We start from the raw sequence: 25,658 nt of genomic DNA, 5'->3' as shown, positions 1-25,658 counted from the left end.
AAAATGAAAAGACGCCCATCATTCAATGAACGTCTTATCTTTCTTCATGAAATCAGCACATCATATTTGAACAGCTGATCTGTTTTTTATTTGGTGGGCTGCCAGGTGTTTAAAGTCATTAACAGACAGCTGTCTAGATGTCTTTTCTCCATGTTGTCTGATGTTCAGTGTTTTTTCTTCCATTTCTGTATCGCCAATGACAGCGATATAAGGGATTTTTTGCATTTGTGCTTCTCTCATTTTATAGCCGAGTTTTTCATCCCGTTCATCGATTGTCACTCTTATTCCGATCTTTCTTAATTGCTGCTGCACCTCAAGGCAGTGATCAAGGTGAACCGTTGAGACAGGGATGATTTGTACTTGTACTGGTGCCAGCCATAACGGGAAGGCGCCTGCAAAATGCTCGATGAGAATGCCAAGGAAACGATCCAGAGAACCGAAAATGGCACTATGAATGACAACTGGCCGTACCTTTTCATTCTTTTCATTGATATATGTTAAATCAAATTTCTCAGGCATTTGAAAATCTAACTGAATTGTGGCGCACTGATGGCTCCGCTGCAAGGCATCTTTTATATGAAAATCGATTTTCGGGCCATAAAATGCCCCATCTCCTTCATTTAGCTGATAATCGACTTTTAGCCGATCAAGCACATTCTTTAGCGCTGATTCAGAGATATCCCAAATGGCATCATCGCCTAACGCTTTTTCAGGACGAGTGGATAGTTCCACAGAGTACTCAAACCCAAATGTCCGATACACATGATCAACTAATTGGAAAATCCGTTTGATTTCAGCTTCAATTTGATCTTCTCTCAAAAAAATATGGGCATCATCTTGGCAAAATGTTCTGACCCTGAACAATCCATTTAATGCTCCGCTAAATTCATGACGATGCACCTGACCAAACTCAGCCATCCTGATCGGAAGGTCTCTGTATGAAAATAAGCTGTTTTTAAACATGAGCATATGTCCTGGACAATTCATAGGCTTTAAAGCAAAGCTTGTATGGTCTACTTCTGAGAAATACATATTTTCATGATAATGATCCCAATGTCCCGACTTTTCCCAAAGCTCTTGGTTCATCATAAACGGTGTGCTCACTTCTTCATATTGCGCTTTGCCTCGCACTTCTCTAGAAAAAGCCATTAATTCATTTTTGACAAGCTGACCTTTTGGTAAATAAAACGGCATACCTGGCGCTTCTTCCGAAAACATGAACAGAGATAATTGTTTCCCTAATTTCCGGTGATCACGCTTGTTTGCTTCTTCCATGAAATGAAGATACTCAGCTAGATATTTTGGATGTTGAAACGCTACACCATACACTCGCTGCAATACATCTTGATGACTGTCACCCCGCCAATAAGCACCTGCAACACGTGTTAGTTTAAATGACTTTACGAACCCAGTAGAAGGTAAATGAGGCCCGCGGCATAAGTCGATAAATTCACCCTGCTGATACACTGTGATGGCTTCTTCAGATGGGAGTCGTTTTAAAATCTCCAGCTTATATGGATCATGTGCAAACAACGATTCAGCTTCTTTGTAAGAGACCTCCTTTCTTTGGATGAGATGATTCTCGTTTATGATCTTTTCCATCTCTTTTTCAATCTCTGCCAAATCCTCTACGCTTAATGTTTGATTTAGCTTCATATCATAGTAAAATCCATTTTCGATGACAGGTCCGATTCCAAGTGTGACATTGTCATATAACCTTTTCACCGCTTGGGCTAATACGTGTGCAGATGTATGGCGCAGCACTTCAAGCCCTTCTTTTGAATCGAGTGTGACAATAGACAGCCCAGCATCGTTGTCCAGCTGGTGACTTAAATCGACCAATTGATCATTGATCTTTCCTGCCACTGCTCTTTTCCTTAAACTCGGGCTAATATGGGAGGCAACACCTGCGACAGTCGTACCTGCAGAAAACTCCTTTATCTTTCCATCTGGAAATTGAATCTTCACCATGTTTTCTTTCATGACTGACACACCTTTCATTTTTTGATATAAAAAAACACACCCATCCCTCATAAAGGGACGAATGTGTAATCCGTGGTTCCACCCAAATTCCCATAACGCATTTTCGCTTTATGGCTCTGGTGCCGTAACGTGGCATAGTCGGTATTGGATACTTCAATTTTCCCCAATACAGCTCAAAGGTGGTAAGACAACTTTTCTGCGTTAGGAAGATTTCAGCGTGACTTCCCTCTCTAGTAACCGATAAAAGCTGCTCATGTCCTTTTCAAAGCAATGATGATATAGGAGTGAACAAAAAAACACACCCATCCCTCATAGAGGGACGAATGTGTGATCCGTGGTTCCACCCAAATTCCCATAACGCGTATTCGCTTTATGGCTCTGGTGCCGTAACGTGGCGTAGACGATATTGGATACTATGATTTCCCCAATACAGCTCAAAGGTGGTAAGACACTTTTCTGCGTTAGGAAGATTTCAGCGTGACTTCCCTCTCTGGTAACCAGTAAAAATGGCTCATGTCCTTTTCTTCGCTTTTAATTTCTCCATATCTTACATGATGATGATAGAACATGTAAAGCTTTATTTTGTGCAGAGCAATTGAAATTCATTCTTTAAATGATGTGTTGCGTGTATTTACTTGGGCTGTATTCAATTTGAAACGCAGGGGATAAGGCTCGTTTCACTTCTTCAGTGATACGCTCTCCTTCTTGATTGAATTTCTTTTCCATGTCTGCGCCATTTGGCACCAAATCATCTGTCTCTTCGTCAAACCAGCGGCCATACTGTATGTTCCAATTCCAAATCTTTGAGAAAAGTGTATCGCTCATTGGTATATCATCTCTTTCTAGATGACATTGACAATACCCACAATGAAAAGGTTCACCACCGTAATCTCCTTCAATTTTCACAAAAGGATGATCCTCAAATTCACGGCAGCACACCCATTTTTTGAAGTGCTGACCGAATTCTGTCAGTTTAATTGAGTAATAACGTATGGAAGTTCGTCGTCCTATCATGTCAAAAATGCCTTGATCAATTAATCTCTTTATCCGATACTCGATAAAATCATCACCGATATACTGATCTAAATGACCAATGACTTCTCCTATTAAGCGTGGAGTTACGATGTACTCCTCTTCTGGCTCGGACTGATGAAGCCGCTTAGCCATTTTCACTAAATAAGCATCAAATTCATCTTCTGGTACACTGATCGTTTTTCCTTTTTGCCATATCCGCAGCGTATGATTTTCTTTAGCAAATGAAAGCCATTCGTTTTGTAATTTCTCTCTTTCTTCTTTTGATACTGCGTGAATGTGCTCTTTACATCTGTACAAAACCTTCAATTTTTCAGTTGTAATTTCCCCGGCATGGCGAATATCCATTCGTCTTGTATTTGTATTGAACAGCTGATCAAATGCAGTCGTTGTATTGAGTAGAGTCAATTCAATGTTTTTCTCTTTTAATAAATAGATGGCATATCGTAAACCAATTTGCTCATGTGCATTACTGCCTGTCCAGATGAGGATACGCGTACCATCTTTTATATCTTTTATTTGTTGAAGCATTCTATGCTGATCGTTGACCATGTCATCAAAATAGCCAAATTCATTTGATATCACGTTACGCAGCCACTCTATACGCTTCTCCTGTCCTTCATGTTCATGCAAATGCAAAAGGGGTCCAATCGAATAAATGTCATCAAAGGCGATAATATTATTTACTTGATCTTGCTTCATTTCACGTAATGCTTGTTTTAAACTACCGGCAGGTGCTGCCCCAAATACGATATGTATCATCATTTGTCTCCCTTTATCTTACAGTTTATTTCATCTTCACCTATTCATGGCTCTTGCGTCAATTCTATTGAGTCAATTTCATTCAAAAGTATGACAATGAGAGGATAAGATATATATAGAATGCAGAATTGAAGAGACTATATCCCACGAAATGGGGCAATCTGTTTACTGAGCTCGCTTTGAGACTTTTCTTTCTGAATGATTTATAGATAGAAATCCCCTCAAAAAAGGATTTCAGTTCAAGCTCTTATTCACAGATTCCCCTTCACAAATCGTTCTCTTCGCTTTCTTGATAATTCTGCTAGTCGCTTTTGTATCAGATTCCTTAGACCACTGTTCGCAAAGGTTCATGACCCAATTTGGCTGTGTTTTACTAGCGTCATTGAGCCAGTTTCCTACAGTATCTTGAACATATGTTGATGGATCGGATTTGAGTAAATTTAGAATAGGCAGTGCCCTCTCTGGCTCTTGTTTTAATAACTCAATATGCTTTGTCCATACCCCTCTAGGACGGATCGACTCTACAGAGAACCGGCGAATATTTTCATCCCCGCTTTTTGCCCATTCTGTTAAATATTCTATACTTTGATCAAGCTGATGACTGAGGCTTTCTCTCACTGACATCCACGCAATTTCTCGTACACCAAAATGATGATCAGCTGCAAATGGCTTAATGTACGCAAGTTTCTCTTCCAGAGTTGATAAGTGTTGTTTGTTCATATAAGCAGCCCAACAGCGAACGCTATCAGATACGTGGTGAGCAAATGCCTGTAGTACTTCCGCTTGTTTTTCCTCATTCTCTTCGTGTAGCACTTCATCTAACAATTGACCGATGAGACGAATTGCTTTCATTCCTGATTCAGCTTTTTGTTTAGTGATCTCAGATGAAATATCGTCTATATAATGGTCTAAACCAACGGACGGCAAAACATGCTGTATTAGCGTCATATGATTGACAGCCAGCCATTCAGTTAAATTCACACTTTCGATCTCTCCCTGATTCAAAAGGGTCCAGACGTCACGAGGGATATCAGTCCCCTTTCGAGCGCCTTTTCGATTGATGATATCCTCACTTATTTGCATTCTATTTTCTCTCCTCGTCTAGCAGTTCTTTTGTTAGACATTCATCGTTTTTAAAAGAAATTTGTTGATGCCTTCATTCTTTGGATATTGACTCCTATTGTAGCAAATAAACAACTTCACTGGTTCATTCTTCAAATCAAAAAGGAACTACCCGAAATAAGTAGTTCCTTCTATACAAAATTGAATTTAAGTTAGCTTCCTTGTTCGATCACCTTCAAACTCTTATGCTGAGAAAAACGGTCAAACGCCACCATTAGAATGGTCATGAGTAAAGCGAGAAAAACGGTTCCAGCACTGATCCAGCTTAGGTTTAATATAGATGTTTCGCTTAACACAATCCCTCCTACACCAGAGCCTAAGGCAAATCCGAATTGAATAAATGATGTATTGACACTTAATGCGATATCAGGAGATTTTGGTACAAGTGTTACAAGATATAGCTGCTGAGCTGGTGATGTGCTCCATGTAGCGATCATCCATATCATGATGACAGCCACCATGACCACGAGATTCCCTGTGACAAATGCTAGCAGCATGAGCATGATGATTTGCAGAATGATTCCAGAGAAAATCGTGAATATTGGGCCCTTTTTATCTGCTGCAATCCCTCCAAGGCTGGAGCCCAAAAAGCTGCATATTCCAGCTAGTAATAAAATGCCACTGATTTCTGTGATACTAAGGTTTGCTGATGCTTGCAGGAAGGGCGTTAAATAGGTAAATAACGTGGAATATCCACCTACATAGAATAGCGTCACTGCCACCGCAAGTAATATTCGCTTATCTTTTAAAATCGATAATTGCATACCAAGTGTCACCGGTTCTTGTTCTTTCATAGACGGAATTCGCCTATACACAACAATCAGCGGAATAAGCGTGATCAATCCAATGGTTGCGAATAATGCTTTCCATCCAATCATACTGCTTAGAAATGTCCCGATTGGAACACCTAAAACCAAGGAGCTGCTTAATCCCATTAAAATGATGCCAATGGCTGTTCCTCTTTTTTCACGTTCTACAAGACGAGTCGCAACAGCCATTGCCACTACAATAGCCGTCCCCCCACTGATTCCTTGTAAAATCCTTGTCATCATCACCATTTCAAACGAATGGCTGACACTTGTGATGAAATTACTTAAAATAAAAATGATCAGCATCCATGATAATATTTTTCTGCGGTCCATATTGATCGTCAGTGCAATGACAATCGGTGCGCCGATGGCTGCTGAGAGCGCTAAAGACGTGACCAATAATCCAGCAGCAGACGTCGTGACATGTAAATCATCTGCGACCATCTGGATAATGCCTGTAATGATATATTCAATCGTTCCAATTAAAAAGGCTGCTAAAGCAAGTAAATAGACAACGGTTTTGTTTTTCATCGTGACGTTTCTCCTTTGGGCAATGTTTACGATTTGATTTCATCTATAATAGGAATTTGAATTTCAATGAGTCTGCCTTCTTCATTTTCAGACAAAGGGTAATAAATCTCTCGGCCCGGCTGGTCTTCTTTCACGCGGTATCCGTTATTTTCAATCCATGTCGCCAGGTCAATACAAGCAGTTTGTGCGGATGGAGAATGTGAATGAAATAACAGTGTCGCCATTGTTTCTTCTGCAGGTAACGTACGTATCTTGATTCCTTGAGGAAGAGTGCCCCTTAACGATTTGACGGAATACCCCACCTCAAATTCGAACTCACTTTCTTTTTCCATTGATTCCCTCCACAGCACCACTTGTGGTCCCGAGATCAATTCTTGTTGAATTTTAAGTAATAAATGATGAAACGTTTGAAAGAATGAAGGAATTTCGTCAACAGTTCCGTTGGATTGAAAAGACATGATGCTTTTGCTTTCAACAGATTTGATAATGACCTCCTGTTCTTTTTCAACACACCCCTCTCGTTTAATGAGGTGCATCCGCTCCTTAATACGCGCTAATTTCTGTTGTTCTCTCTCGATCAATTGCTGAATCTCACTTTCTTTCAGCAGAAACATGCCCTGAATCTGCTCTACCGAAATATCTTCCCGAAGAAGCTGAGCCATTTGCTTTAACGTAAAGCCCAATTCCTTGTACAGAAAAATTCGATTGACCTCAAGCAGCTGCTCAGCTGAGTAATATCGGTATCCCGAATCTTGATCAATCTGCTTAGGCTTTAATAAATCAATTTGGTCATAATATCTTAAGGTTTTAACAGGCACTTTACTTAACATAGAAAAATCGCCGATCTTGAACATCCTGCATCTCCTCCGTTTTGTTGATCTGATCAAAGTATAAACCTTTCAGTTAAGGGGAAGGTCAACTGAAGAATTTAAAAATGTCGATTCGCTTCAGTAGAAACAAAAAAGCACTATTTTCAAATAGTGCCTAAAACGAAGGTTTTCGATTCACTTTTAAAAGAATGCTTTCTGATAAGAGCGGAGCACATGCCATCACCCCTTGAATTTATTCATTTACCCCAAACAATCCAATCTTTTCAGGCACTTTACAATATCTCCACTTTTAAAGAAATTGAATATGGCACCCTCGCTAAACCGTTCGGCTCTTACAACCCCCATCATGAGAGCAAGCACACACTGCGCATTTAAATTTGAAATGTCCACATTCTCCATATCGTTCGGTCCACCTTCAATCCCATTTTCTTTGAGGATCTCTCTGTAGCGGGTAAGCTCCAGCTCTTGATGTTGTTTTGCAAAGGTATAAACATCTTCGATCAAGTGACGAACCGTTTCGGAATAATTCACAAAGGGCATCTGAATCGGATGTTCAGCTGTGCCATCATTTTCTTGATCGATTACCCATTCTCCAATATGATCTTCCTGAAGCAGCGGTATGTATTTTGTTAGAATATCGAATTGACTCATTTTCATCCTCCTCTATCTCCTTTATATGGTTTACTCTGATCGACACCTATGGATCAGTATAAAAAAATCCGTGATCATCCTACCAGCTAGACACCAGTATTCAAATCACGGACAGTCTTTATTCACTTCACTTTTTATACTCTAACCATTGATACAACTGTCTCCACATGCGCCGTTTGCGGAAACATATCCACTGGCTGCATGTATTCGATTTTGTAGTCTTTTGACATGTATTCAAGGTCTTTTGCTAGTGTGGATGGGTTGCAAGAGACGTAGACAAGACGTTTTGGTTTGACTTGTTTGACAGTGTCTAAGAAGGTGCGCTCGCAGCCTGTTCTTGGCGGGTCCACGACGATGACGTCAGGACGGAAGCCTTCTTTGACCCATTTTGGCAGCCAATGTTCCGCTGTTCCTGTCACATAGGTCGCGTTTTTCATGCCGTGTTTTTTGGCATTTTTCTTGGCATCATCAATCGATTCTTTGATGACATCCATTCCTCGTACTTCTTTGGCACCATCTGAAAGCCACATCCCAATCGTTCCAACGCCGCAATACGCATCGACAACCTTTTCTTTGCCAGTCAGTTTGGCCGCTTTTTTCGCTTCGTCGTAAAGCTTTAGCGTTTGCTTCGGATTCAATTGGAAGAAAGCACGTGCACTCAGTTCAAAGGAGACGTCTCCTAAAAATTCTTGAATGACCATGTTGCCAGCTAGGTGAGATGTCTTATGGCCAAAGATGACCGACGTTTTTTCACCGTTGACATTGTGCATAATGGACGTCACTTCTGGCAGACGTTTTTGAATGGCTTCGGCGATTTCTTTTTTCTTTGGAAATTCAGGTTTCGATGTGACAAGGACGACTTGTACTTCCCCTGTTTCAAAGCCGACACGCACGACAATTGAGCGTACGTCGCCTTTTCTTGTCCGTTCATTGTAGACCGATACACCGAATTTCTCTAAGATTTTGCGGACAACGCCCGTTGTTTTGTTCGTATTTGGATGCTGCACGATACATTCCTTGATCGGTACAAGCTTATGAGAGTTCAGTCCATAAAGCCCAGCAATGATGTCACCGCTGTGAGAACGCCCTACTTGGAACTGGCTTTTGTTCCGGTAGTGCCACGGATCTTCCATACCGATCGTTGGTCGAATATCTAGTTTTTCAACTGATAGCTTCGTATGTCGTTCTATTGATTGAATGACAATATCTCGTTTTTCCTTTAGCTGCTGCTCGTATGCCAAATGCTGTAGCTGACAGCCTCCGCACTGCTCGTATACTGGGCATGGCGGTTTCACTCGATGCTCGGAGCGCTTTCGGACTTTTCTAACCGTACCTTCTGCATATTTTGCTTGGACATTCGTTGCTTCCACAACCACTTCTTCGCCTGGAAGCGCACCCGGGACAAAGACCACTTGCTTTTTAAAATAACCGACCCCTTCCCCATTAATGCCAAGGCGTTTAATGGTAAGCGGGAACTGCTGTCCCTTTTGTAAAAGGGCACCTTGCTGTTTTTCCTTCACTTCATTCTCTCCGTTCTATCTGAACCCTTGATAGGTTGTCTTCATTTTATTCCATCTCATTAGTATATCATGACTTGGACAAAGAGAGAAAATCCCTTTCATTTATTTATCTGTCTCAATGCTTCTCCATAAATATAAAGAAGCGTAGCTTAAATACGGGGTCCACTCCTTGCTTAATGCTGCCATTTCTTCTTTTGTCGGCTTTTCAGGCAGGTCAAAGTGCCGCTTGATGGCGTTTTGAATACCGATATCTGCCATCGGAAAGAGATTTGGTCTTCCAAGCCCATTCATGAGCACATTTTGAACTGTCCAAGGGCCAATCCCTCTAATCGGAAGCAGACGTTCTTCTACCTCCAGATCAGTTAAATCGTGTAATTCTTCTAAACAAAGAGAGCCGCTCACAATTCGCTTCGATACATCGATGACATATTCCGCTTTCCGCTGACTAAATTGGAGCTTTCTCAAATCCTCTGTTTCAAGTGAGGCGATGGCTTCCGGTAAAGGATCAAACCAAACACCTTCTATTTGCTCACCGTACGTATGAACAAACCGTTTCGTGAGCTCATAAGCAAACGCCAGATTGAGCTGCTGATGAATGATGCATTTCATCAAACAATGATATAAGTGAAAATCCAGCATGAGCGGTGTCCCGACATGACGCTCAAATATGGACGCTAAATTCGTTTGAGAAAAATGCTCATGCACAGCGTGTAATTGATGCTTCATGCCAAATATCCGCTTCACCTCACATATGAGAGGTTCCTCAGGACCTTTTCCTTGCACCCGAAACGTGGGCGCTTCTTTTGTTCCGGTGGCTTGAACGACGACAACGTATGGTTTTTGTTCTAACCTAATTGGTACTTTGATTTCTCGTTTATTCAAATCGACTGCTTTTAATGGATCACTTGATAAGCGTCTGAGCACTTGATCGAAATGATACGGCGGCTCCACCACCAGCTCTTTTTCCCACATGTTTTACTCTTCCTTTCTGCAAACACGCAGATGCGATTGTTTCACTTTGCATGAATGATTCTCCATATTGAATACTTTTAAACATAAAGAGTACAAGAATTTATCAGTTATATCTTCCTTATTTACGGTCATTTTCCTTTTGGATGAAGGAACATTTTTAGTCGAATTCAGCTAAAATTCGACAGCATCCTTCAATATTTTAGGATCATTTACCTTAAATTAGAAATAGAACCTCTGGGTGATATCTTCTATTCCGAAAACATTTGTATAATTATGACATATCAAGGAGGTGAACAAAGGAATTAGCTGATTAGGCAATCATTTGTTTTATCTTGCAGGACCATATTTTACCTCATTGATAACCGGCTTCACCTAGTTTCACTTTTTACGAAAAGAAAGACCCAAAATTTAAAAACAAAGGAGATCCGACCAATGAAAAAAACCATTCTTTCTGTTGCCCTTGCCACTGCTGTTTCTTCGACACTACCAGTATTCGCTGACGCTGCTGAACAAAAAACTACTCCAGTTTCAACTACTGTTCAGCAAACTGTTTTAAACAAAGCTGTTGAAAGTAAAGCATCTACAACCGCAGGAAACGTTAATATTAACTTTGACGTACTTGGTATAGCTAATGCATTAATCAATGCTGCAAATGCTAACACAAACCGTGAAGGCTTTGTCAAAGGACTAATGGAGTCTGCTTTCTATGCTGCGGGCTCAAAATACAATGTCATGGTATTTAACTTAAGCCAAGGTTATGAGACTCGTTTCAACGGAGTCAAAACGTTTGCTACTGTGAAATACGGAAGCATTACTTACGGAGTTTGGGTATTTGAAAATGGATCTTTCACAAACAAAGGTGACGGCGGCTACATCAACTGGGCATTTAGAGGCTGGTTCGACCGTAACGGTGGTTTCGTCAACTTCCGTCGTCCTTAATTCTCGGTTTTATCCATCAATCATACACGCACATTGGACCGATCTCAGTAATGAGATCGGCTTTTTTATGCAGAACACGTATAAGTTCACCGGTGCTGCTTCATGATATAATGCAAGTCTGGAGGGGTGCACATGCTGAAAAAAATTGCAGTGACAAAAAACGGCGACTTGATTGAACATGCAACATTACAGCAGCTTTCAAGCCCCGATATCGCCTGGTACTGGATTGATTTCCATGCGCCAACGGAAAAGGAAGCAGCGCTTTTGAAGGAATACTTTCAGTTCCATCCGCTTGCGATTGAGGATTGCTTCCATTATTTACAGCGGCCGAAGCTTGATTTTTATGAAGGGTATTTATTTTTCGTGCTTCATGCCCTGAATCAAAAGACGCTTCGATCTGAGGAAATCGATCTGTTTGTCGGTGACAATTATATCGTGACCTTTCATTTGAAGGAAGCACCATACATTGATCGTGTCATTCGAAAGCTCAAAGAATCTGACAAAACCCGAAATAGCGGACCTGAGCATATTGCTTATATGCTGATTGATCAGCTTACCGATGATTATTTCCCAATCATTTATCAAATTGAGGACAGGCTGAATGAAATTGAGGATGAAGAAGGTCATAAAACATATGGAACGCTGATGAACGAAGTATTCGGAATTCGATCCGATTTGCTCAAGCTGCGAAGAACGATTATCCCGATGAGGGACCTTTTATATCGTATTGTCAACACAAATACGATGAGAAGCGATACGAACCGGCAAGCATATTTCAATGATATTTATGATCACCTTTTGAAACTAACCGAGATCGTCGAGTCAAACCGTGATATGACGGCCGATTTACGAGACAGCTATCAGACGCTGAATTCCAATCGAATGAATGCGATCATGATGACATTGACCATTGTGTCGACCATTTTTATCCCACTCACCTTTATTGTTGGGGTGTACGGAATGAACTTTGATAACATGCCTGAATTACACTGGAAGTATGGCTATTTTGGGGTGCTGATTTTCATGGGTCTGCTCGTCTCGGGTATGCTTTTGTGGTTTAAGCATAAAGGGTGGTTCCGCATTTTCAAATAATTTGTTGAGAGAATAGCTTGGGGGCGGTTAAGGTGGAAAACTGGATTCCATTGACTCATCAAGAACTAAAGCTGGTATGGGAGACGCTCTATCGAGATTTCAAATTTAATCCAAGCATCTCTCGTTTTCCCTCATTCCACGTACCATCTCCTTATATTACATATGATATCTCTGTTTATTTTGAGGACCCTTCCCTTCTACATGCGGAGGAAGACCTTGAAGAGAAAGCGTTACTTGCTTTTCAGGAGCATATGAGAACAGACGAATATATGCTGGCACTCGATTGGCAGCACGAATGCTACTGGATCACTCCATACGGGTCATTTGAAAAAGATGAAATTGGGGAATGGAGAGTCCCTGTGCTTCCTAACGGGGATTATGATTTCTTTTTATCAAAGGAGATGCATTGGGGCTTGCTAGGACATCCTTGGGAGCAAACAATCACGATTTTCGGTGAGGGCTTGATTGACTCTTTTACGCGTCATCACCCGATTTTGTTTCAGCGTAAAATAAGAGAAGGATAAAGAAAAAGCTCGCAGGTCTTCTGCAAGCTTTTTTCTATAGCTGAGGCAGATGCCATACTTTTTCAAGCATGAGATCGTCTAGGCTTTTAAAGGAATATCCTTGTTTTTTCAGAGCCGTGATGGCATCATCCAATGCCTCGGCATTGTCCCTTGAGACGGTATGAAGTAAGTAAATGGCACCTGGGTGCGCCTGCTTCATCATTTGATCGTAGGCATACTGTTTTCCTTTTTGATGATGAATATGCCAGTCCACAAACGCTACTGACCAGAAAACGGTTTGGTAGCCGAGCTCTTTTGTTTCCTTCAGCACTCTTTCACTGAATACACCGCGCGGCGGACGAAGATAGAGGTTGTCTTGTTTTCCAGTGATTTTGTACACGGCTTCATTGACACGGTCCAGCTCTTCTTTGATTTCTTTCGTACTCTTTGTTGTTAAATCTGGATGGTGATAGGAGTGGTTGCCAATGATATGACCTTCCTCTGCCATACGTTTGACGAGCTCAGGCTGATCTTTTACAAAGTGCCCTGTCACAAAAAAGGTGCCTGGTACTTGATGTTTTTTCAGCACATCTAAGATCTTCGGCGTGTACCCATTTTCATAGCCATTGTCGAAGGTAAAATAAATCTCTTTCTTTTTCGTGTTTCCTAAATAAAAGGCATCATACTTTTTTAAAAGGACGTTCAATTCTTTACCCGCATCTGCTGGCTTGTGTTCTTTGCTTTTCGCAAATCCCCAGTGGACGGGCTTATTAGACACGGCTTCCGCTTCTGAGAGAGGCATGGATACAAAAAGCGCACATAAACAGATGAGCATGTATTTTTTCATTTACGTCACTTCCCGGTTTTTCTTCTATTGTGCAGAATAAGACCGAGACTCATACACTGATTCACCTGCCAAATTAAAGAAAAAAGCCCGCACTGCGCGAGCTATTCTTCCTTCCAATCATTTTTAAACCGTTCATATTTCGCTTCTAGGTCGTCAATCATCTGGATCAGTCTGTCTATATCCTCAACATCTGTTGATTCAGGATCTAATGAATCAATCACATTCATAAACATATCTAATCGGTTCTTTAAATAATCAACCTGCTGCTCTTTGCTGTCTGCTGCCTTGCCCATAGATACACTCCCTTTAGCATTTGTTTCTAGCTTATCTTTTTTCCCCTTGTAAATCAATGATGCCCCACTTGCGTATAACGGTGATGGGGCTTAAAATTAACTGTTGGCGGGTCTACGTTTGCCCGAATGAAAAGGAGATAGATACCATGAACCAAAAAACAGCACTTCGTCCGATTACACCTGCATACGACCCTTGGGAAGCCTATCTCGATGTGCAGGATTACGGAGAGATGAAGCTGACAAATATCGAATTTACAACAACGACGTTGTGTAACATGAGATGTGAGCACTGTGCGGTCGGCTATACCTTACAGCCTAAGGACCCGAATGCACTGCCGCTTGATTTACTGCTTCGCCGTTTAGATGAAGTTCCGCTTCTGCGCTCAATCAGTATTACAGGCGGAGAGCCTATGCTTTCTCTCAAATCTGTGCGGGAATATGTCGTCCCTTTATTAAAGTATGCCCATGAACGCGGCGTCCGTACACAGATCAATTCAAACTTAACACTTGATTTGGCGCGATATGAGGAAATTATTCCATACTTAGATGTCCTTCACATCTCACATAACTGGGGAACTGTCGAAGAGTTTGCAACGGTCGGTTTTGCGATGATGGACAGAAAACCAACCTTTGAGCAGCGCGAGAAATTATTTAACCGCATGATTGAAAATAGCCGGGCACTTGTCAAAGCAGGTGTTACCGTATCTGCTGAAACCATGCTTAATAAACGCACGCTTCCATATATTGAACACATCCACCGGCAAATCGTGGAGGAAATGAAATGCCAGCGCCACGAAGTTCACCCAATGTACCCAAGTGATTTTGCCAGCGCCCTTGAATCATTGACGCTTCCGCAAATGCGTGATGCGATTCATCAGCTGCTTGATATTCGTGATCAAGACACATGGATGCTGTTTGGCACCTTGCCATTTTATTCTTGCAGCACAGATGAAGAAGATCAGCGCCTCCTCAAGCGATTGCGTCAGGAGAAACATGTCACGGTACGAAATGACCCTGACGGCCGCTCACGTTTGAATGTGAATATTTTTGATGGGAATATTATTGTGACAGACTTTGGCGATACACCGCCGCTTGGAAACATTGCTACTGATACATTGCAATCTGCTTATTCACGCTGGATGGACACAAAATTAGCAAAAGAGCTGAATTGCCATTGTCCAAGCGTACAATGCCTCGGTCCGAATGTTCTTGTGAAAAACAGCTATTATCAAGATGTTGATTTTACTTCTCGTACAGCCAGGGGGTAACCGATAGATGGACGATACTTTTCTGACAATAGTCAAGAACAAATACATTGAAATTCTCCTTGTGGGACTCGTTCTTTGGCTTGCCGTCTTTATGATTAACAAAGCGCTTCAAATTTTCTTTAAACGAACGGAGTTTATAGAGGACAAGAAGAAAAAAACGATCGAGAGCTTGGTCAAATCTGTTACAAAATACACCGCTTCGATTTGCTTTGTAATGTATGTCATTTCTCTCTTCTTTCATGATTTCGGAAAAATCCTTGCAGGTGCTGGTGTTGCTGGGATCGTCATCGGTTTTGGCGCCCAGACACTGATTCGCGATATTTTAGCAGGCATTTTTCTGATCTATGAACGTCAGATTCATAAAGGGGATTATGTGACAGTGAATAACCTCTTTAATGGAACGATTGAAGAGATTGGTCTCCGCTCTCTGCAAATTAGAGAATGGAGCGGCAAGCTGTTAACCATTTCTAACGGAGACATCCGGCAAATTCAAAACTATAACATGCACTACATGCGGATTACGGAGTCTGTATTAATTAGTGCGAATCAAAACCCAGACACAGCCTTTCAAGCACTCGAAACGGCCTGTGACCATTTAAATCAGATGCATCATGATTTTCTCAAAAAAGATGAATTTCAACATGCCATTGAACCGTTTCAAGTCCATGGCATTATGGGCCTGAACAAGCTGAACCGCGGGATTGAGATCACAGTGAAAGGAATGGTCGAAGACGAAAAATACTTCGATGCTGCCCTCGCTGTCCGAAAAGAAATGATCAAACAACTTCATCAGCATGATGTCAAATTGCTTGAAGATCTCGTTTATCCCCAGCCTGCAAAATAACCTCATTTATGATGGGGTTATTTTTTTGATTGTTTTTTGTTAACCAGTTAATTATAATGGATTATAGTTAACTGGTTAACAAAAAGAGAGGATGTTGATTCATGACAAAAAAAGAAGCGATATCATTTATTAAAGAGATGTATGAAGAGGTATTAATCAAATTCAATATAGAAAAAGTGGAGGCTTATTTTTCACCTGACTATCAGCAAGTGACCGATGGAAAGGTTTCGACACTTGATGAGTTTAAAAAGCATCTATCCACATTAAAAGGAATAACAAAAAAGCTTGAGATCCCCGCTTTTCATGATGTGTTATTTGATGAAGATACGCAGCAAGGGTGTTTTCGTTACACTGTACATGTGGAACTCGCAAGCGGGGACCGGGGTTTAATTGATGTCATGGCTCTTTTCACGTTATTAGATGGCAGGATCATTCGGTGCGACGAGCTGACGAAATCTCACAAGCAGCATGAAACGCTTGAACAGCTTGGACACATCAACTGAGAAATCTCTTCATTTCAGCCCTCTTACTTCTATCCTCTTGACTGATTCATGTATAATAGAAGGCAGAATGATTTCATGCAGCATGGGGACCCTCATACTGTGTATTTACTAAGTGAAAGAGAGTGAATAAGATGGGTCGTAAGTGGAACAACATTAAAGAAAAGAAAGCATCAAAGGATGCCAGTACAAGTCGTATTTACGCAAAATTCGGGCGTGAAATCTATGTGGCTGCCAAACAAGGTGAGCCAAACCCAGAATCAAACCAAGCACTTCGTTTTGTCCTAGAACGTGCAAAAACATATAGTGTCCCAAAACACATTGTAGACCGTGCCATTGAAAAAGCAAAAGGCGGTGCGGAAGAGAATTTCGATGAGCTGCGCTACGAAGGATTTGGTCCAAACGGATCAATGGTGATCGTTGATGCCCTCACCAATAACGTCAACCGCACAGCTTCAGATGTTCGAGCAGCATTTGGGAAAAACGGTGGAAACATGGGCGTAAGCGGCTCTGTTGCTTATATGTTTGACCAAACAGCTGTCATCGGTGTCGAAGGAAAAAGTGAAGAAGAAACGCTTGAGCTTTTAATGGAAGCAGACGTTGATGTACGTGACATCATGGAAGAAGATGAAACAGTGATTGTATACGCTGAACCAGATCAATTCCATCAAGTACAAGAAGCATTCAAACAAGCCGGCGTTGAAGAATTTACTGTCGCTGAAATCACAATGCTTCCTCAAAATGAAGTGACATTAGATGATGAATCTAAAGAACAATTCGAGAAACTAATCGATGTATTAGAAGAGCTTGAAGATGTGCAGCAGGTTTATCATAATGTGGATTTAGGGGAATAAAAATTTAAGCCATAGTAGTGGTTGGGTTCATTCAACTGCTGCTATGGCTTTTTTATTTTCTCAAAACATGTAATATATAAATAAAATGTTAATTTCTACAACTCTTTAAGGAGCTGAGCTTCATTTTTAAAACATGGTGGTTTTCTTATTATGGATTTATGATCATTCCTATTCTTGGGCTAAGTTTTATTTTCAGCAACTTCATGATAGTAACAAAAATTTTCTTCTTTCTCTTCATCGCATGGTATTTATATAACATCTTTGACTTTTACAAAAGTGAATTGAAAGGGAAAAATGATAAAACCAATTAGCAAAAAACAGTCATCTCCCCTTGATAAGAGGAGACGACTGTTTTAATTCATCCCTTGAAATCCAAACGTCAGGTGATCCTGCACAGGAATCCAAGCGCCGATTCCTTGTGAGGTCACGTTTTTTACGACGAGTTTGCGTTTATTTCCTTTGAGCACAAGGTACACTTCTCCGTATGTCACCTTTCCTTTTTCGTTAATCGCTGGTGCATAGGCATGAAGCGAAGCTGCTTTTTTCGGAGATACATGGTACGACTGATCTCGTTTTGTTCCTGCGCCAATCACTGTGTCAAAAGCGAGGGGCAGCTTTGTTTTTTGAATGGCTTTTTGCATCATCAATGTTTTCACATCTTCCGGGTTTGGCACCTTTGCTGTGAGCCCGCCGCTCACTTTCACTTGCTGCTTTTGAACGTATTTTCCAATGGCAGTTTTGTTGCCGACTCTATTATCAATGTGGTTCGTATTCACTTTTTTGTATTCCCAGTTGGCAACCGTTTCGTTTGAATCGTAGCTCAGTGCCCATCTTCCAAGGAAAATGGTCGCGCGGTATCCAACCGCTAATGGCGTCCCTGAAATGCTGGATTCATTCAGCATTTTGATCAAATGGGTATTTTCAATCGGTACATTCGTTGTTTTGAACAATTCAGCTGTCAGCTCGCTCGGCTGGAGCAGGGGCTGATCCTGTGACGCGTTCGGATACGTATTCTCCTTTGAGATACTAGCGACAGACGATGGCACCTTAAATGGCTTCGCCGCCTTCGCTGGAAAGCTGTATAGAAAACTTAAGGATAAGAGAACAACAAACATGATGCGGGGCATCTTTTTCATATCATCACTCTTTCTCATTCATTTTTCCATAGTATTTTCCGCAAAGACGTCCCTTATCCACAAAAGATTATAAAAGGAAAAATCCAATCGCCATAATGAAATAGGCAGCAAGTAATGTGGCGCCTTCAAACCAGTTTGTATCACCATCATTTGATAAAATGACCGTGAGTAACACAGCGGATGCCATCGCAATGAGCTCTGGTAAAGAGAAAATGAGCGGCATCTGCTTATTGAAAAAAAGAGAGCTGATGACAAGGATTGGCGCGACCATCATGGCAACCTGAAGCGTTGAGCCAAAAGCAATTTCCACCGCGACATCCATTTTGTTTTTATACGCCATGATGACAGCTGAGGCATGTTCTGCGGCATTTCCGACGATGGCCACAATAATGACTCCGATAAACAGCTCACTCCAGCCAAATTGTTCTCCCACCGTATCAAATGTATGGACGAGGCGCTCTGAAATGTACGCAACGGCAATCGTCGCAAGCAGCAAAATCACAGTGGCAAACTTACCAGACCATTCAGGTGTTTCTTCTTCCGTCTCCGCTTCCACGTCCATGCTCTCCAGCTTGGCAACATAGACTCCGCGGTGGCTGACCAGTTTGAAATAGAGCGCTGCGACATAAAGCAAAATCATCACAATGCTAATTCCAATGCTTAAAACAAATTGTTTATCCTCAGCCATCTCCACCGAAAACACTTCTGGAATGACAAACGCCACAATAATGGCAAACATGAGCAAGCCCGAGTTGTGCCTTGCATCGTGGACATTGAACACTTGGCGCTTATATTTTAATCCGCCAACGAAAAAAGACAGCCCCGCCACAAGCAGTAAGTTTCCGATAACTGATCCAGTTAATGAAGCAAGTACAATAGCTGTCAGTCCTTGCTTTAATGCAAAAAATGAAATAATTAACTCTACCGCATTTCCAAATGTGGCGTTTAAAAGCCCGCCAATTCTTGGGCCCGCTATGATGGCAAGACTTTCTGTGGCTCTTCCCATAAAACTAGCAAGACCAATAATGGCGATACAATACACGGCAAACATGATGACCTGCGGGAAATGAAGAAAACTGCCAATGACCGATAGCGGCACACCAATTGCGACAATCACAAGAAACAAACGATTCATACAGCCATTCTCCTTTACATATGTCTGATTGTTATTCTTTCGTGAGTGCCGGCATCATATACATTTAGATTCGTTCGTGTGAGAAGGTGACCTCAATACTTCCTTTCACAGACTGCACCATCGAACAATGCTTCAAAGCAATTGTGATGACTTTATCTATTTGTTCTTTAGATGTATTGATGTGTTCAAAAATGATATGTAAATGAATACGGGAGATTTTGTTTACAGCTCCTGCTCTTGTCGTTTCAGGTGTGATCGACAGCCCTTCACAGGATATTCGCTTTTTCCGGCATACATGAATGAGCATTTCTCCAAAGCAGCCTGCAATAGCTGAGGTGAACAATTGAGATGGCCTGTACCCCATTTCTTCTTTTCCTGAGATATACAGCTGCTTTTCATCTGTTCCCGCAATCCACCGGTCCGTTTCGTATATCAGTTTCATTCCTTTTCCACCTTTCTATTGAAACCCCTATGGTTCCATTGTACGATGAAAATATGAACTTGTAAGGAGCTTCTTATGTCGAGAATTCACTTTATGATTTTAATTTTACTTGTATCTGTATCTGGTTTTTCGCAGGGAGCGTTATTGCCTGTCATTTCGATTATTTTTGAACATGCCGGCACTTCTCCTACGTTAAACGGTCTGCATGCCACAGGCTTATATCTTGGCGTGCTGCTAGCATCTCCCTTTATGGAAGCGCCGCTTCGCCGGTTTGGGTTTAAGCCGTTAATTGTCATTGGGGGCGCTGCTGTCTTTTTAAGCTTGTTTAGCTTTGTGTTTTTTGAATCTTATGTCGTCTGGTTCTTCCTGCGGCTCATGATCGGGATTGGTGATCATATGCTGCATTTCTCTACACAGACGTGGGTGACCTATGCGTCGTCATCGAGAAATCGCGGGCGAAATATTTCATTGTATGGGTTATCCTTTGGACTCGGTTTTGCCGCTGGACCTTTTTTAACACCACTCATTGAAATCAACCCATCTTTACCTTTCATTGTTTCTGGTGCCGTTAGTTTATGTATTTGGCTGCTTGTTTTTGTTTTGAAAAATACATATCCAGATACGGGCGAAGTGCAGACGTCAGAGCAGACAAACAGTTTGAAGCGCTTTAAGAAAGCCTTTCAATTTGGCTGGGTCGCCTTTATGATGCCGTTTTGCTATGGCTTTTTAGAAACGACACTCAATAGCAACTTCCCTGTGTATGCACTTAGAAGCGGGGTAACAGTGGATGCAGTGGCGTTTATTTTACCTGCGTTTGCCATTGGAAGTATTGTCTTTCAGCTACCTCTCGGGATGCTCAGCGACCGGTTTGGCAGGCGCCGCATCATTTTATGTGTCACACTCGTCGGGTCTTTCTTTTTCCTACTAGCAGGAATTTTCATTCAATCGGTTTTGGCTGTTGCGATTTGTTTCTTTATTGCCGGAATGGCTGTAGGCTCTACCTTCTCACTTGGCATCAGTTATATGACCGACTTATTGCCAAAGCATCTGCTTCCTGCTGGAAATTTGATGTGCGGGATGGCGTTTAGTGCGGGGAGTATTCTCGGGCCTGTTCTCGGTGGAATCTTTGTGCAAACGTTTGAAGGAATGAATTTACTTTACCTTGTCAGCATCGTGATATTATTCGTGTTTTTCTGCGTTCGATTTGGGCGAACGGCAGCAGTGGTTGAAAGTTCCAATGCATCCATTTCTAAATGAAAAAAACTCCCCTGCGCTATGCAGAGGAGTTTTTTCATTTAGTGATATCCATTTTGCCCGTTCGCACTGCCGCTTGTTTTGTGCTTAGGCTGATGACCTTTGTTTTGTTTCGTATTGCTTCCGCCTTTTTTCGATTGTTTGGACATATGTGATTTCCCCCATCCATTCAGATTGAACTTGTTCGTTCTTCTTTAGGATGCCCGGATTTCTTTATAGCTTGCCTGGTACGATTTTACGTTTATGTAAAAGCGCATTGAGCTCGCCGCCAAGGATAATCATGATGCCGGTTAAATAAAACCAGATCATTAAAATAATGATTCCCCCAATGCTTCCGTACATCGCACTGTAGTTGGCAAACTCGCCTACGTAAAATGAAAACAGCATGCTGACCAAAATCCATCCAATCGATGCAAAAATGGCACCTGGCAGAACAAATTTCAATTTCAGCCTAATGTTTGGAGCAAAATAGTACAAGGATGTAAAAACAATCAACAAAATCAGCGGGCTAATGATCCATCTCATCGCAGTCCATACGGTGAGAAAGGCATCTGACTGCCCGACTAATTTAGCGACAAATAAACCAAGTTCTTTTCCAAAGACAGGCAGCATCAAGGCAAAAATAATGGTCAAAACCATCGCGATCGTTAAGATGATCGATGTTAAACGTACGAGAATGAAGGAACGATTCTCCTCAACTTCGTAAGCATGGTTAAAAGCTCTGACGACGGCATTAATGCCGTTAGATGCTGACCAAAGGGCGGCAATAATCCCGAACGATAATAATCCGCCGTTACGATTATTCAGCGTCTGATCGGCAATGGATTCAATCATCGAAAGCGCTCCTTCTGGCGCATAACCAGAAATGACGCTCAGGACATCCTTTGACGTCAGCGGCAAATACCCAACCAGTGTCAGCACGAAGATGAGAAACGGAAATAATGAAAGCAAAAAGAAATACGCAAGCTCAGCAGATTTTGCCGGTCCTTCATGCAGCAAAAAGCGTTCAATTAACGCTTTAATAAAACCCATACGCCTCATCTCCAATGATCAATCTGTCTGTTTCGATTGAAAGTGATCCTTTGTTTCTTCAATAATTTCTAATACCCTTGGGGTTGTTTCCTTTAACTGATTGACCTGTTCATTTAAAAATGACAAATCATCTGAGACTGTTCGCATCAGCTGCTTCGTTTCTTCCATCTTTTCTTTCATGCAAGCCGATATTCTGCCTGGCTCCTGGCGGTATTCATCCAGCTTTTGCTGGCAGTCATTCCATTTGTCTTTGAGTGCAATTCTCGTTGGCCGATGAAATAAAGTTAGCAATGCGCCGCAAACTGCCCCTATGACAGCTCCTCGGAGCACGATTTGATTTTTTTCTTCCATCTCGTCTGATCTCCTTTCAGTTAAAGGTGGTTCTCTTTCTTTACATACGTCAAAAAACGGTCAATTCCTGTTTCAATTAATTCATTGGACTTCCTCAAAGTTCCCAGTGTAATAAGGATCTGGCACATCATCTCGATCGTCATCTTCTACAAAATCAAGAAGACGGCCAATAAAGTGATGTTTCCCATAGCCGGCTATACTGCGAAGTGCCCCTACATTTTCAGCATCCATCGCCATGATATAGTCGTATGTGGTGATATCCTTCTCCATGATTTGTCTTGCAGTCATTCCTTCATAGCTGATGCCTTTTTCATCAAGCAGCTTTCGCGTTCCTTCATGCGGAGGACTTCCTTGATGCCAGCCGCCAATCCCTGCTGAATCAATCACAAAGTGCTCGCTAAGCCCCTCATCTTCTACTCTTTTTCTAAACATGGCCTCTGCCATCGGTGACCTGCAAATATTGCCAAGACACACGAATAACACATGAATCATTCTTCATTCTCCTCCTATCTTTTCCCTAAGAGTTCTTTTCGAAAACCTTTTCTCTATCATATCAAGCCCTTTTTCTTTTGGAAACTTTGCAAGAAAAGCTCTCATCGCCATTGACAAATTACACAAAAACAGGAGAAACTTTAGGAGAATTACACAAACAAAGGGGGATATTAGATGGGAATAATTGAGCAGTTTGTCACGACGATGAACAATTTTTTGTGGGGGCCTCCCCTATTGATTTTAATTGTTGGTACTGGAATATACCTCACCTTTCGCGTTCTCTTCATTCAAATTAGATTACTTCCTTATTCTTTAAAGCTCGCTTTTTCTAAACAAGACAAAATGTCAGAAGGAGATATTTCTCATTTCCAAGCGTTAATGACGGCTCTTGCTGCAACTGTCGGTACAGGGAATATCGTAGGTGTGGCCTCGGCAGTTATAGCGGGTGGTCCGGGTGCGGTATTCTGGATGTGGTTTGCTGCATTTTTCGGAATGGCCACTAAGTTTGCAGAAGCTGTTCTTGCAGTTAAATACAGGATCAAAAACGAAAAAGGCGAAATGTCTGGCGGACCTATGTATTATTTAGAGCATGGATTGAAACAGAAATGGCTAGGGGTTCTATTTGCTGTTTTTGGCGCCAGTGCTGCCTTTGGGATCGGCAACCTGGTACAGTCTAATTCCATCTCAGGAGTCATGAATTCTACTTTTCAAATTCCAACATGGGTAACAGGTATCATCATTACGGCTTTTACGGCACTCGTGATTTTAGGCGGAATTAAAAGCATTGGCCGGGTCACATCTATTTTTGTACCAGTCATGGCTTTATTCTACGTCATTTGCGGTCTGATCATTCTTGTCATGAATGCTGATCTCGTTCCAGGCGCAGTCGGTCTTATTTTCTCAGATGCCTTTACGGGTCAAGCCGTGGCAGGTGGTGCAATTGGAACTGTCATTCGCTGGGGTGTGGCACGAGGAGTATTTTCCAATGAAGCAGGTCTTGGGTCAGCACCAATTGCTGCTGCGGCTGCGAAAACGGATATGCCTGCCCGTCAAGCTCTCGTATCTATGACGCAAGTGTTTATCGATACAATCATTGTTTGTTCTATCACTGGCATTACCATTGTCATGGCAGATATGTATTTAACAGTGAAAAGTGATGCGCTGACCTCGTTATCCTTTGCTCATTTCCTCGGTCCAGTTGGCTCAACCATTGTGGCAATCGGTCTGCTCTTGTTTGCCTATTCCACCATCATTGGCTGGTCCTATTATGGCGAAAAATGCTTTACATATTTGGCGAAGGATTCGTACGTCATGTATTATCGCATCGTGTTTGTCATTGCTGTCTTTTTCGGTGCCGTGTTTAAAAATGACTTCGTTTGGGGTGTGGCAGATATGCTCAATGGGCTGATGGCGATTCCAAACTTAATCGGGCTCATCGGTTTATCAGGGGTTGTCGTATTTGAATCCAAACGAATCATTGATAAGATTAAGCAGGAGAAAAAGGAGAAAAACATCTCCGTGTCATCTTAATAGCCCTTTTATTCTTTTGCATTTCTGTTAAAATAGACATATTATTCGACATATATGCAGGAAAGGACGTGCCGCCCTTGTCAGAGCAAAAAGCGGCTGAAGTCAATCAGCTGATTGAAGACATTTCGCAAAAGTTAAATATGCTGAACATTGGAGTCATCAAAGCCGAGGACTTCAGTCCAGACAAGTACGAAGATATCGAATTTCTTCACCAAATGGTGATGAAAAAATCTTCATTCAGCCCAAGTGAAATGCAAGCCATCGCAAGCGAGCTAAAAAACTTAAGAAAATAATGGTGCATCAGGAAGCTGCTTTGCGGTCTGCACGCAGTTTCCTTACATCATGCGCAGAAAAAGCCAGCACCCCTTAAGGTGCTGGCTTTTTTTATCCTGTCATAACTGCGGTTTATTTCTCAAGCAGTTTTAATGATTCACGGTTAAATGCTGGAATGTCATCAGGTGTACGGCTTGTCACAAGCTGATCCTGACAAACGACAACTTCTTCGTCTTTAAATTTAGCGCCTGCGTTTTCCATATCTACTTGAATGGATGTATAGCCAGTTGCGCCTCTTCCTTCCAGCGTCTTCGCTGTAATAAGCAATTGCGGTCCGTGACAGATCGCAAATACTGGTTTTTTCTCATCCATAAATGTTTTAGTGAATTGGACGTAACGATCATCTGCACGCAGAATGTCTGGTGAGAAACCGCCAGGAATGAGAAGTGCATCGAAGTCTTCAGGCTTCACGTGATCAATGGACGCATCCACTCTCACTTCTGCATCTCCTTGCTTCCCTTTCACTGTTTTTCCTTTTTCGTTTTCAATCACTGTGATTTCATGACCTGCATCTTTAAAGGCTTTTGCAGGCTCGGTGAATTCAACATCCTCAAAGTAATCTGTTAATACAACTGCAATTTTCTTACCCATGTAGAAACCC

26 protein-coding genes, 1 pseudogene and 2 other annotated features are annotated in these 25,658 nt (G+C 41.8%); of the genes and pseudogenes, 10 read left to right on the top strand and 17 right to left on the bottom strand.

Going from position 1 to position 25,658, the window contains the following annotated elements; all coding sequences use genetic code 11:
* Window positions 1–60 precede the first annotated feature (60 nt).
* From thrS to C6344_RS17460, 8 genes are all read right to left on the bottom strand, one after another.
* Window positions 61–1,983, bottom strand: coding sequence for a threonine--tRNA ligase (gene thrS, locus C6344_RS17495; RefSeq protein ID WP_106073167.1), 1,923 nt, complete (start codon window positions 1,981–1,983; stop codon window positions 61–63).
* Window positions 1,984–2,033: 50 nt separating this feature from the next.
* Window positions 2,034–2,258, bottom strand: a binding site (T-box leader).
* Between the two features lie 37 nt (window positions 2,259–2,295).
* Window positions 2,296–2,518: a binding site (T-box leader), on the bottom strand.
* Window positions 2,519–2,592: 74 nt separating this feature from the next.
* Window positions 2,593–3,777, bottom strand: coding sequence for a DUF1835 domain-containing protein (locus tag C6344_RS17490; RefSeq protein ID WP_106073154.1), 1,185 nt, complete (start codon window positions 3,775–3,777; stop codon window positions 2,593–2,595).
* Window positions 3,778–4,011: 234 nt separating this feature from the next.
* Window positions 4,012–4,860 carry a DNA alkylation repair protein gene (locus tag C6344_RS17485; protein WP_106073153.1) on the bottom strand — a complete coding sequence of 283 codons (849 nt, stop codon included), beginning with the start codon at window positions 4,858–4,860 and terminating at the stop codon, window positions 4,012–4,014.
* Between the two features lie 191 nt (window positions 4,861–5,051).
* On the bottom strand, window positions 5,052–6,239 hold the full coding sequence (locus C6344_RS17480) for an MFS transporter (RefSeq protein WP_066031157.1): 1,188 nt from the start codon (window positions 6,237–6,239) through the stop codon (window positions 5,052–5,054).
* A 26-nt stretch (window positions 6,240–6,265) separates the two neighbouring features.
* Window positions 6,266–7,093, bottom strand: a complete 828-nt coding sequence (locus tag C6344_RS17475; RefSeq protein WP_106039438.1) for a MerR family transcriptional regulator — start codon at window positions 7,091–7,093, stop codon at window positions 6,266–6,268.
* A 216-nt stretch (window positions 7,094–7,309) separates the two neighbouring features.
* Window positions 7,310–7,720: a DUF6508 domain-containing protein gene (locus C6344_RS17470; protein ID WP_060595789.1), complete on the bottom strand. Its 411-nt coding sequence runs from the start codon at window positions 7,718–7,720 to the stop codon at window positions 7,310–7,312.
* A 134-nt stretch (window positions 7,721–7,854) separates the two neighbouring features.
* Window positions 7,855–9,240: a 23S rRNA (uracil(1939)-C(5))-methyltransferase RlmD gene (rlmD, locus tag C6344_RS17465; protein ID WP_060595788.1), complete on the bottom strand. Its 1,386-nt coding sequence runs from the start codon at window positions 9,238–9,240 to the stop codon at window positions 7,855–7,857.
* 102 nt (window positions 9,241–9,342) lie between these two features.
* Entirely contained in the window at window positions 9,343–10,212 is an 870-nt protein-coding gene (locus C6344_RS17460; RefSeq protein WP_106031331.1) for a DNA-3-methyladenine glycosylase family protein, read from the bottom strand.
* A gap of 432 nt (window positions 10,213–10,644) precedes the next feature.
* On the opposite strand from C6344_RS17460, the gene C6344_RS17455 reads away from it, so the two are divergent.
* The 3 genes from C6344_RS17455 to C6344_RS17445 all read left to right on the top strand — a co-directional run bounded on the left by C6344_RS17455 (window position 10,645) and on the right by C6344_RS17445 (window position 12,767).
* Window positions 10,645–11,151 carry a hypothetical protein gene (locus tag C6344_RS17455; RefSeq protein WP_060595786.1) on the top strand — a complete coding sequence of 169 codons (507 nt, stop codon included), beginning with the start codon at window positions 10,645–10,647 and terminating at the stop codon, window positions 11,149–11,151.
* A gap of 132 nt (window positions 11,152–11,283) precedes the next feature.
* Window positions 11,284–12,243 (top strand): magnesium/cobalt transporter CorA, encoded by a 960-nt coding sequence (gene corA / locus C6344_RS17450; protein WP_060595785.1) that lies wholly within the window; start codon window positions 11,284–11,286, stop codon window positions 12,241–12,243.
* A 32-nt stretch (window positions 12,244–12,275) separates the two neighbouring features.
* The gene (locus C6344_RS17445) at window positions 12,276–12,767 is read left to right on the top strand and encodes a DUF2716 domain-containing protein (RefSeq protein ID WP_106073152.1); all 492 of its coding nucleotides are present in this window, start codon (window positions 12,276–12,278) and stop codon (window positions 12,765–12,767) included.
* Between the two features lie 34 nt (window positions 12,768–12,801).
* On the opposite strand, the gene pdaA is transcribed toward C6344_RS17445, so the two are convergent.
* Window positions 12,802–13,593 (bottom strand): delta-lactam-biosynthetic de-N-acetylase, encoded by a 792-nt coding sequence (gene pdaA, locus C6344_RS17440; protein ID WP_095286087.1) that lies wholly within the window; start codon window positions 13,591–13,593, stop codon window positions 12,802–12,804.
* Between the two features lie 101 nt (window positions 13,594–13,694).
* Entirely contained in the window at window positions 13,695–13,886 is a 192-nt protein-coding gene (locus C6344_RS17435; protein ID WP_012009274.1) for an SE1561 family protein, read from the bottom strand.
* Window positions 13,887–14,032: 146 nt separating this feature from the next.
* Here C6344_RS17435 and yfkAB point away from each other — a divergent pair, with 146 nt between their 5' ends.
* The 4 genes from yfkAB to C6344_RS17415 all read left to right on the top strand — a co-directional run bounded on the left by yfkAB (window position 14,033) and on the right by C6344_RS17415 (window position 17,352).
* Window positions 14,033–15,154 (top strand): radical SAM/CxCxxxxC motif protein YfkAB, encoded by a 1,122-nt coding sequence (yfkAB, locus tag C6344_RS17430; protein WP_106031334.1) that lies wholly within the window; start codon window positions 14,033–14,035, stop codon window positions 15,152–15,154.
* Window positions 15,155–15,161: 7 nt separating this feature from the next.
* Window positions 15,162–15,998, top strand: coding sequence for a mechanosensitive ion channel family protein (locus C6344_RS17425; protein WP_106048686.1), 837 nt, complete (start codon window positions 15,162–15,164; stop codon window positions 15,996–15,998).
* A 101-nt stretch (window positions 15,999–16,099) separates the two neighbouring features.
* A complete protein-coding gene (locus C6344_RS17420; protein ID WP_106073151.1) occupies window positions 16,100–16,501 on the top strand; it encodes a nuclear transport factor 2 family protein in 402 nt (133 codons plus the stop codon).
* 131 nt (window positions 16,502–16,632) lie between these two features.
* Entirely contained in the window at window positions 16,633–17,352 is a 720-nt protein-coding gene (locus tag C6344_RS17415) for a YebC/PmpR family DNA-binding transcriptional regulator (protein WP_012009270.1), read from the top strand.
* Window positions 17,353–17,705: 353 nt separating this feature from the next.
* Here C6344_RS17415 and C6344_RS17410 read toward each other — a convergent pair whose 3' ends face one another.
* The 3 genes from C6344_RS17410 to C6344_RS17400 form a co-directional block, all read right to left on the bottom strand.
* Window positions 17,706–18,488, bottom strand: coding sequence for a YfkD famly protein (locus tag C6344_RS17410; RefSeq protein ID WP_106073150.1), 783 nt, complete (start codon window positions 18,486–18,488; stop codon window positions 17,706–17,708).
* Between the two features lie 67 nt (window positions 18,489–18,555).
* Window positions 18,556–19,623, bottom strand: a complete 1,068-nt coding sequence (gene cax / locus C6344_RS17405) for a calcium/proton exchanger (protein ID WP_106073149.1) — start codon at window positions 19,621–19,623, stop codon at window positions 18,556–18,558.
* Between the two features lie 64 nt (window positions 19,624–19,687).
* Entirely contained in the window at window positions 19,688–20,065 is a 378-nt protein-coding gene (locus C6344_RS17400) for an OsmC family protein (protein WP_060595775.1), read from the bottom strand.
* A gap of 75 nt (window positions 20,066–20,140) precedes the next feature.
* On the opposite strand from C6344_RS17400, the gene C6344_RS17395 reads away from it, so the two are divergent.
* The gene (locus C6344_RS17395) at window positions 20,141–21,322 is read left to right on the top strand and encodes an MFS transporter (RefSeq protein ID WP_106043726.1); all 1,182 of its coding nucleotides are present in this window, start codon (window positions 20,141–20,143) and stop codon (window positions 21,320–21,322) included.
* Between the two features lie 210 nt (window positions 21,323–21,532).
* Here C6344_RS17395 and C6344_RS17390 read toward each other — a convergent pair whose 3' ends face one another.
* The 3 genes and pseudogenes from C6344_RS17390 to C6344_RS17380 form a co-directional block, all read right to left on the bottom strand.
* A complete protein-coding gene (locus C6344_RS17390; protein WP_034665141.1) occupies window positions 21,533–22,351 on the bottom strand; it encodes a YihY/virulence factor BrkB family protein in 819 nt (272 codons plus the stop codon).
* Window positions 22,352–22,369: 18 nt separating this feature from the next.
* Window positions 22,370–22,702, bottom strand: coding sequence for a YtxH domain-containing protein (locus C6344_RS17385; protein ID WP_106038429.1), 333 nt, complete (start codon window positions 22,700–22,702; stop codon window positions 22,370–22,372).
* A gap of 20 nt (window positions 22,703–22,722) precedes the next feature.
* Window positions 22,723–23,194 (bottom strand): annotated as a pseudogene (locus C6344_RS17380) (low molecular weight protein-tyrosine-phosphatase).
* Window positions 23,195–23,368: 174 nt separating this feature from the next.
* Between C6344_RS17380 and C6344_RS17370 the strand changes: the two are divergent.
* Complete coding sequence (locus C6344_RS17370; RefSeq protein ID WP_060595772.1) at window positions 23,369–24,724, top strand: alanine/glycine:cation symporter family protein; 1,356 nt, start codon at window positions 23,369–23,371, stop codon at window positions 24,722–24,724.
* 77 nt (window positions 24,725–24,801) lie between these two features.
* The gene (locus tag C6344_RS17365; RefSeq protein ID WP_003214000.1) at window positions 24,802–25,017 is read left to right on the top strand and encodes a DUF1128 domain-containing protein; all 216 of its coding nucleotides are present in this window, start codon (window positions 24,802–24,804) and stop codon (window positions 25,015–25,017) included.
* Window positions 25,018–25,129: 112 nt separating this feature from the next.
* Here C6344_RS17365 and C6344_RS17360 read toward each other — a convergent pair whose 3' ends face one another.
* Window positions 25,130–25,648, bottom strand: a complete 519-nt coding sequence (locus C6344_RS17360) for a type 1 glutamine amidotransferase domain-containing protein (protein WP_060595771.1) — start codon at window positions 25,646–25,648, stop codon at window positions 25,130–25,132.
* Window positions 25,649–25,658: the final 10 nt, after the last annotated feature.

This window comes from Bacillus sp. GBSW19 (genome assembly GCF_002998655.1).
In the GTDB taxonomy this organism is placed as follows: Bacteria; Bacillota; Bacilli; order Bacillales; family Bacillaceae; genus Bacillus.
The sequence above is the reverse complement of the archived record's forward strand: the minus strand, read 5'-3'. Positions and strand labels throughout refer to the sequence as shown.

What these genes read in the sequence shown, in the direction of transcription:
- C6344_RS17395 (WP_106043726.1), top strand. Translation starts at nt 20,141, where the DNA reads ATGTCGAGAATTCACTTTATGATTTTAATTTTACTTGTATCTGTATCT.
- C6344_RS17400 (WP_060595775.1), bottom strand. Translation starts at nt 20,065, where the DNA reads ATGAAACTGATATACGAAACGGACCGGTGGATTGCGGGAACAGATGAA.
- C6344_RS17390 (WP_034665141.1), bottom strand. Translation starts at nt 22,351, where the DNA reads ATGGGTTTTATTAAAGCGTTAATTGAACGCTTTTTGCTGCATGAAGGA.
- C6344_RS17475 (WP_106039438.1), bottom strand. Translation starts at nt 7,093, where the DNA reads ATGTTCAAGATCGGCGATTTTTCTATGTTAAGTAAAGTGCCTGTTAAA.
- C6344_RS17480 (WP_066031157.1), bottom strand. Translation starts at nt 6,239, where the DNA reads ATGAAAAACAAAACCGTTGTCTATTTACTTGCTTTAGCAGCCTTTTTA.
- C6344_RS17460 (WP_106031331.1), bottom strand. Translation starts at nt 10,212, where the DNA reads ATGTGGGAAAAAGAGCTGGTGGTGGAGCCGCCGTATCATTTCGATCAA.
- C6344_RS17470 (WP_060595789.1), bottom strand. Translation starts at nt 7,720, where the DNA reads ATGAGTCAATTCGATATTCTAACAAAATACATACCGCTGCTTCAGGAA.
- C6344_RS17490 (WP_106073154.1), bottom strand. Translation starts at nt 3,777, where the DNA reads ATGATACATATCGTATTTGGGGCAGCACCTGCCGGTAGTTTAAAACAA.
- C6344_RS17420 (WP_106073151.1), top strand. Translation starts at nt 16,100, where the DNA reads ATGACAAAAAAAGAAGCGATATCATTTATTAAAGAGATGTATGAAGAG.
- C6344_RS17485 (WP_106073153.1), bottom strand. Translation starts at nt 4,860, where the DNA reads ATGCAAATAAGTGAGGATATCATCAATCGAAAAGGCGCTCGAAAGGGG.
- C6344_RS17435 (WP_012009274.1), bottom strand. Translation starts at nt 13,886, where the DNA reads ATGGGCAAGGCAGCAGACAGCAAAGAGCAGCAGGTTGATTATTTAAAG.
- cax (WP_106073149.1), bottom strand. Translation starts at nt 19,623, where the DNA reads ATGAATCGTTTGTTTCTTGTGATTGTCGCAATTGGTGTGCCGCTATCG.
- pdaA (WP_095286087.1), bottom strand. Translation starts at nt 13,593, where the DNA reads ATGAAAAAATACATGCTCATCTGTTTATGTGCGCTTTTTGTATCCATG.
- C6344_RS17370 (WP_060595772.1), top strand. Translation starts at nt 23,369, where the DNA reads ATGGGAATAATTGAGCAGTTTGTCACGACGATGAACAATTTTTTGTGG.
- C6344_RS17425 (WP_106048686.1), top strand. Translation starts at nt 15,162, where the DNA reads ATGGACGATACTTTTCTGACAATAGTCAAGAACAAATACATTGAAATT.
- yfkAB (WP_106031334.1), top strand. Translation starts at nt 14,033, where the DNA reads ATGAACCAAAAAACAGCACTTCGTCCGATTACACCTGCATACGACCCT.
- thrS (WP_106073167.1), bottom strand. Translation starts at nt 1,983, where the DNA reads ATGAAAGAAAACATGGTGAAGATTCAATTTCCAGATGGAAAGATAAAG.
- corA (WP_060595785.1), top strand. Translation starts at nt 11,284, where the DNA reads ATGCTGAAAAAAATTGCAGTGACAAAAAACGGCGACTTGATTGAACAT.
- C6344_RS17455 (WP_060595786.1), top strand. Translation starts at nt 10,645, where the DNA reads ATGAAAAAAACCATTCTTTCTGTTGCCCTTGCCACTGCTGTTTCTTCG.
- C6344_RS17385 (WP_106038429.1), bottom strand. Translation starts at nt 22,702, where the DNA reads ATGGAAGAAAAAAATCAAATCGTGCTCCGAGGAGCTGTCATAGGGGCA.
- C6344_RS17415 (WP_012009270.1), top strand. Translation starts at nt 16,633, where the DNA reads ATGGGTCGTAAGTGGAACAACATTAAAGAAAAGAAAGCATCAAAGGAT.
- C6344_RS17410 (WP_106073150.1), bottom strand. Translation starts at nt 18,488, where the DNA reads ATGAAAAAGATGCCCCGCATCATGTTTGTTGTTCTCTTATCCTTAAGT.
- C6344_RS17360 (WP_060595771.1), bottom strand. Translation starts at nt 25,648, where the DNA reads ATGGGTAAGAAAATTGCAGTTGTATTAACAGATTACTTTGAGGATGTT.